The organism is Pseudomonas sp. PA-4-8C (assembly GCF_021606625.1).
Taxonomy (GTDB): domain Bacteria; phylum Pseudomonadota; class Gammaproteobacteria; order Pseudomonadales; family Pseudomonadaceae; genus Aquipseudomonas; species Aquipseudomonas lactis.
The window spans coordinates 1-2,057 of record NZ_WKCD01000482.1; the positions used below are offsets into that span (position 1 = coordinate 1).

Annotated in this window: 2 protein-coding genes and 1 pseudogene; all 3 read left to right on the forward strand. The window is 59.4% G+C overall.

Features of this window, described 5'->3' with window-relative positions; translation table 11 throughout:
* Positions 1–511 (forward strand): annotated as a pseudogene (locus GIW04_RS30200) (epoxide hydrolase); the annotation flags it as partial.
* Between the two features lie 62 nt (positions 512–573).
* Entirely contained in the window at positions 574–1,647 is a 1,074-nt protein-coding gene (locus GIW04_RS30205) for an alpha/beta fold hydrolase (RefSeq protein ID WP_120248039.1), read from the forward strand.
* A gap of 24 nt (positions 1,648–1,671) precedes the next feature.
* Positions 1,672–2,057 (forward strand): cytochrome P460 family protein (locus GIW04_RS30210; RefSeq protein WP_236479566.1); only part of this gene is annotated, 386 nt, incomplete at its 3' end.

Below are 2,057 nucleotides of genomic sequence, written 5' to 3' on the forward strand. Positions count from 1 at the left end.
CTTGAGCACCTTCTTCGGCCGCAATGCAGCATACGGCGCGATGATGGTTACGCGCCCGCAGACTATCGGTTACCTGCTGGCCGATTCGCCTACCGGAACTGCGGCGTGGATGTACGAGAAAATCGCCGCGTGGACGGACAGTGATGGCCAGCCTGAACGGGTATTGACCCGTGACGAGATGCTGGACGATATCAGCCTGTACTGGCTGACGAACGCAGGCGCATCGTCATCGCGTTTCTACTGGGAAAACAACAACAACAATTTCAGCGCTGCCGCGCAGAACACCGCAAGCATCAAGGTGCCGGTGGCGATCACGGTCTTCCCGCACGAGATCTATCAGGCGCCAAAAAGCTGGGCGCAACGCGCTTACCCATCACTTTCCTACTACAACCAGGTTAACAAGGGCGGCCACTTCGCTTCCTGGGAGCAACCTCAATTGTTCAGCGAAGAGTTGCGGGAGGCCTTCCGGCCGCTGCGCGCCAAGCTGAGCGCAACCAAGACAGCTCAGTAGCTCATACGCAATCCAGTCAACACACCGGGCCGCTATTCGGCGGCTCGCTACGGAGAAATACCATGGAGATGACCTTGCTGAACAATCAAAATAAATCCAGCCGCCTGCGGGGTCTTGCCCCATCGCTGTTGGCAGCAGCGGTGCTGCAATTCGCAGCGGTGGCTGTCGGTTTTTCCCAAGCCAGCGCGGCTGATGTACCCGCGTCCACCATTGGGGCTATCACCCCGGGAGCTCACACCTCTCTCGGTGCTCTTAAGCATGTGAAAGCGGGGCTGCTGGACGTTTCTTACGCGGAACTCGGCCCAGCCGATGGCCCTGTGGTCATTTTGTTGCACGGCTGGCCCTACGATATCAACGCATACGCTGATGTCGCTCCTGCTTTGGCGGACAAGGGATATCGAGTGTTGATCCCTTCCGCGCGTGGTTATGGCGATACGCATTTTCTCTCGGCCAAGACAGTTCGCAATGGTCAACCCGCTGCGCTAGCGACCGACCTGATCGACTTCATGGACGCGCTGAAGATCAAGACGGCGGTGCTGGGTGGGTTTGACTGGGGCGCCCGTACTGCAGATATCGTTGCCGCACTGTGGCCGGAAAGAGTGAAAGCCCTGGTCGCTGTGAGCGGTTACCTGATAGGCAGCCAAGAGGCGGGCAAGGTGCCATTGCCGCCAGCCGCCGAACTGCAGTGGTGGTACCAGTTCTACTTCGCGACCGAGCGTGGGCGCCTGGGCTACGAGAAAAACACCCATGACTTCGCCAAGCTCATCTGGAAGCTGGCGTCACCACAGTGGAATTTCGACGACGCCACTTATGAGCGCAGCGCGGCGTCCTTGCAAAACCCTGATCACGTGGCCGTGTCGATTTTCAACTATCGCTGGCGCCTGGGGTTGGTCAAGGGCGAGGCCAGATACTATGCGCTGGAGAAGAAACTCGCGGCATTTCCATCCATCAGCGTGCCCACCATCACCCTGGAAGGTGATGCGAACGGCGCACCGCATCCACCTGCCGAAGCGTACGCCAAGCGCTTCACTGGCAAGTATGAGTACCGATTGATCACCGGTGGTGTAGGCCACAACTTGCCGCAGGAAGCGCCGAAAGCCTTCGCCCAGGCGGTGATCGACGCCGATCATCTTTGAAAACCGGCTGAGAGGAGGGCGATGATGAAGCTGAAATTTCTGGCCGCGATGTCGGCTGCCATTGCAATCGCAGCGTTGACCGCTACCGGTGTCGCCTCGGGCGACGCCTCACCGATCTATGGCGTGAAATTGCCGGAAAACTACCGCCTATGGCCGCTGATTGCGCCGGCGCAGGAAGCGGCCCCCCTGAACGAACTGCGAGCCGTGCTGGGCAATGACTTGGCCATCAAGGCTTATCAGGATTCAACGCTGCCATTCCCCGACGGCACGGTGCTGGTAAAGCTGGCCTGGAAACATGTGCAGTCCCCGGAATTCGAGCCGGCGTCCATCCCGGGGCCGGCCACGACCGTGCAGGTGATGGTCAAGGACCTGTCTCTTATTACACATCTCCGAGCCCACGAGACTGTCGC